The organism is Actinomycetota bacterium (genome assembly GCA_036280995.1).
In the GTDB taxonomy this organism is placed as follows: domain Bacteria; phylum Actinomycetota; class CALGFH01; order CALGFH01; family CALGFH01; genus CALGFH01.
Map to the genome: position 1 here is coordinate 1 of DASUPQ010000391.1, position 4,650 is coordinate 4,650.

Consider the following 4,650-nt stretch of genomic DNA (forward strand, 5'->3'; position numbering starts at 1 on the left):
AGCGCCGCCTCGCAAGCGCCCACGGTGTGCTCGAGCTGGTCCTGCACCCGGCCAGCTACCAGTGGCGCTTCGTTTCCGAGGACGGAGCCGTGCTCGACAGGGGCGGTCCGGTCACCTGCCACTGAGGCGGAGGACGGCAGGGAGCTGCTCGCCAAGGCGGTCCTAAGGGAACCGGTTGCGGTAGGCGTGCAATGATTGGCGCAGAGCATGACGGAGGCTGTGATGATCAAGTTGCTCGCCCTGGCCGGCCTGCTCGTGGTCACGCTGGCCGGGGTTGGATGCCGCGCTGATGAGCCAGGTCTGAGGAGCACCTCCACGGGCCGGACCGTTCCCTCGACTCTGCCGTCACCTGCGAGCTCCCTGAATCCCGCCCCCTCCAACTGGCGGGTGTTCACCAGCGTCGCTGGTGGCTACCGGCTGCGCTACCCGCCCGGCTGGCGGGCCAAGGAGAGTACCGGCAGCGGTGGGCCCGTGCTGTCGCTGCTTCCGCCAAGAGGCAGCGGTGTCAGCGTGTTGGTCACCTCGACCGCGCCCCCTGACCCGGGAGCCACCAATCCTTCCACCAGCGGCTGCCGACCGGTCCGGGTTGGTGGGCTTGAGGGCAGCCGGTGCCAGGACACCACCTCAATGGTGGTCAGCACCACCTTGCAGGGTCGGGAACGGTGGTATGTCCTGACGACCTCGCTACAACAGCCCGCCGCTCCGGCCGGCGCCTACGACCGGGTGCTAGCCAGCTTCCGGCTCAGCTGAGATGAGATCGGAGAGCCGATCGCTGGTGGCTGGCTCGGACGGTCCAACGGCAATCCGTTCGACCGTTTCACGACGGTTCCCAGTCTCTAACCCAGTCCTTGTGCCGTATATGTCTACGTCTCATTACCGGTTATTGCGTACTAAGCCAGCTATGGGCGGACCGATCTTGTAGCCTGTCCGCCCCGTTATGTCCGGAGCGGCAATGCCGAGTTGGGGGAGGGCTAAGGGTGCGGAAGCCTCACGTCGTTCTGAGGTCGGCTACGCTCGGTTTGGTGATCCTGTGTCTGCTGTCCGTGCAGGCGCTGGCGCAGCCAGCCCCGACAACAGGACAGGAATCCGGCCAGCGGGCACCGGTCGCTGACGGAGCCGCGACCGCCGTCCAGGCGACCTCTATCCCCAGCCAGATCACCCCGCTCATCGGGGACTTCGACGGCGATCATCGGTCGGATGTGTTCATGTACGGACCGGGGAGCCTTCCCGACCATGTCTGGCTGGGGCGGCCGGACCGGGCCTTCCGCGGGGCGGCGGCCAGGGTCGGCCGCAGCTACCTGCCGCTGGTCGGCGACTTCAACGGCAACGGCCACGCCGACATCTTCTGGTACGGGCCCGGGTCCCACCCTGACGTGCTCTGGTATGGCAAGACCGATGGGGCGTTCTCCGGCGCCTCGGTCACCGTGAACGGCAGCTATGAGCCCCTGCTCGGCGACTTCAACGGCGACGGCCGGGGCGACATCTTCTGGTACGGCCCCGGCGCCGGAAACGACGTCATCTGGTACGGGCGGTCCTCGGGTGGCTTCAGCGGCCGGGCGGTGACCGTGCGCGGCACCTATCAGCCGCTGGTGGCCGACTTCAACGGCGACGGCCGCCGCGACATCCTCTGGTACGGGCCCGGTGCAGGCTACGACGTCCTCTGGCTGGGCCGGGCCAGCGGCGGGTTCTCCAGCCGGGCGATCAACGTCGGGCGGACCTACCAGCCGCTGCTGGGCGACTGGAACGGCGACCGCGCTCGCGACATCCTCTGGTACGGGCCCGGCGCCGCCCCCGACGTCCTCTGGTTCGGACACGCCAACGGGCGCTTCACCGGCCGGGCGGTCAACGTCGCCGGCAACTACCAGCCGTTCACCGGCGACTTCGACGCCGACGGTCGCCGCGACATCTTCTGGTACGGACCGGGCGGCGGCTACGACGTGGTCTGGTACGGACGCGCCGACGGCCGCTTCGGAGCCGTCGCGGCCACCGTGCGCGGCACCTACCAGCCGTACGTCGGGGACTACGGCGGCGGCGGCCCCAACGACGTCTTCTGGTACGCCCCAGGCGACCCCTACGACATCCTCTGGTTCGGCCACGCCAACCGACGGTTCACCTCCCGGGCGACCACCCTGGACATCGGCTACACCAGAGCTCCGCCGCTGCGTCCTGAGTCACTCCGCAGCGCGTACAACCCTTACGGGTTCGTCGCCCACGCCTTCGGCGCCGTCGACGGCCATGGGTACACCAACAGCCTGGAGGCCTTCCAGCGCAACTACGGGCGCGGCTTCCGGGTCTTCGAGGTCGACCTCGTCCGCCTGGCCGACGGGACCGCCCTGCTCGCCCACGACGGCCTCGAGGCCAACTACGGCCTGAACAAGCCCTTCACGGAGGCGACCTGGGCCGATCTGGCCGGCCACAAGTACCTGGGGCGCTACACCATCCTGCGCGTCCAGGAGCTGGCCAGGCTGATGCGCCAGCACCCCGACATGTACGTGATCCTCGACTCCAAGTACGCCCGGCTCGACATCTACCGGAGCATGCTGCGGCACGCGCCCGAGCGGAGCCTCCGCGAACGCATCTTCCCCCACGTCGAGGACCGGGCCGAGCTGACCGAGTTCCGCACCGCGTACCCGCTGCAGAACTACATGGTGGCCCTGTACCACACCCAGGCCCAGAACCGCTACGACGACCCCATCGTGGGCGACTTCACCAACCGCTACCGCGCGCCGGCGGTGATGATGTGGTGGCGGGACCGGGACCTGTCCATCAGCCTGGCCGCCAACGGCCGCCAGGCCCGCCGCTACCGCCCCTCGTTCGCCAGCGCCCTGAAGGGCCTCGGGGCCAACGTCTACGTCCACAGCCTCGGTGACCCCAACCAGATCCAGCGGTTCTGGGACCGAGGGATCGGCGTCTACTCCGACAACCCCTTCCCGCCGCTCGGCGGAGCCGCGACGCTGCAGCAGGAGCAGCAGCAGGAGCAGGAGCTGATCATGCCGGACTTCCCGGAGGGCGTCATCCCCGCGTAGCCCTGCTGTCAGGTGGGGCTGCCGTAGCGGACCGGGGTGCCGTCCCAGTAGCTGGTCTGCTTGCGTGCGCCAGCCCAACTGAAGCTGAAATGGATGTGGTCGGTGTGTGGGTTCGTGCCGGCGTATGGCCGCCAGCCCTCCTCCGCCCGGTAGGAAGCCCAGATGCGCCGGTTGTAGATGATGTACATCATGCCCAGACGACGGACCATTGCCCAGCGGCGACCCGTTGGATCGGCCCGGAACAGCCATCTGAGGACCTCGCCGGCGGCGGCGCGTCCGCGAGGATCGGTCGCGGCCACGCCCCAGTCCCAGGCCCGCCCCTCCTTGTGCTCGCTGCGGCCGCCGATCGAGCAGTCCCGCGAGACGCCAAAGCTGGGCGTGCCCGGAAACGAGGCCAGGACGATCCGTTGAAAGCCAGCCACGCCGGGCTTGGCGGAAGGGCTGCAGGTGGTCTGCGGCTGATAGGGCGCAAGGTCGTCCAGCGGCCCTGAGCCAGAGGGTGGCAGGGCGGCCGCCAGCGGCAGAGCCGCCGCGGCCGGCCCATGGGAGCGGCTGGACGCCGTCCCGTGAGGCGGCTCGTCCACCGCAGGCACGTCGATGACCCGCCAGCCACCGGCTGCCCGTCGGGCCTCGAAGCCCATGTAGGCGTAGGTCGCGCCGCGGCAGATAACCACGCCGTTCACGCTCGTGGTTGGCGGGCCTGGGGCCGGCCCCAGCGGTGGGATGTAGGCGCCGAACCGGAAGGCTCCCACAGGAGGGGTCCAGGAGACGGCCAGCCGGTCGCGTGGACAGTACCGTCCCGGATCAGCGAAGTCGCCGTCGCGGACGGGCACGGCCCGCAGCCGGACGGCAAGGTCGAGGGCGACCCGCTCGAGTTGCCGTGCTCGGCCGTCGGACGCACCGGGCTGGGCCGCGGCGGCCGGCGAGGCGACCAGGACCGCGGCGATCGTGAGCAAGGTAGCGATGAGCCGTCGGATCGGATTGCGGGTCGAGATCCAGGTCACAGACACCTCCGGCGGAGGCCATGGCGTCCTCAACGAGCCAGGGTCGGTCACCCCCTCCTTCGCAGCGGCACAAGGAGCCACCCTAGCGACGACACGTGACCACTGAGAATCCCACGTACGTCGTATTGAGCCGTATTGCCTGAAACGCCAGGCGCGACCCGCTTGCGTGCCTAGGCGAAGTCGTGGCCGGCCGCCAGTCCCCATTGCGCAGCTCCAGACGTTTCGCGCTCAGCTGCACGCCTGTTTCTCCGCCGTGCCGACGACCTGTTCGAGTTCGGCGACGCACTGGCCGTAGCTGCCTGGTTGACGAAGGACTTCAACGTTCGTAGACTTCATCGAGCGTTGAGTTCCTGCCCTGGAGGGTGCCGCATGTGGGCGATGGTGCAAAAGGAGTTCCGCCAGCTGCGCCGGGACCATCGCACGGTGGCGATGATGATCGTGATGCCGCTGGTGCTGCTGGTGGTGTTCGGCTACGCGGCCAGCTTCGACGTTACCGAGATCAAGACGGTGGTGGTCGGCCCCGACGCCCAGGCGGCGGCCGAGCGGCTGCAGGAGCCGTTCGTGGTGGAGCGGGTCGCGCCGGATGAGACCCGCGAGGACGCGGTGGCGACCCTGCGCGA

Annotated in this window: 3 protein-coding genes; 2 read left to right on the plus strand and 1 reads right to left on the minus strand. The window is 69.2% G+C overall.

The genetic code is table 11. The annotated features are described in order from the left end of the window. Positions 1-1,043 precede the first annotated feature (1,043 nt). A complete protein-coding gene (locus VF468_13050; protein ID HEX5879222.1) occupies positions 1,044-3,026 on the plus strand; it encodes an FG-GAP-like repeat-containing protein in 1,983 nt (660 codons plus the stop codon). Positions 3,027-3,034: 8 nt separating this feature from the next. Here the strand turns inward: VF468_13050 and VF468_13055 are convergent, their stop codons facing one another. Beyond that, positions 3,035-3,982: a hypothetical protein gene (locus VF468_13055; protein HEX5879223.1), complete on the minus strand. Its 948-nt coding sequence runs from the start codon at positions 3,980-3,982 to the stop codon at positions 3,035-3,037. A gap of 417 nt (positions 3,983-4,399) precedes the next feature. Here VF468_13055 and VF468_13060 point away from each other — a divergent pair. Next, on the plus strand, positions 4,400-4,650 hold a 251-nt coding region (locus tag VF468_13060; GenBank protein ID HEX5879224.1), incomplete at its 3' end, for an ABC transporter permease.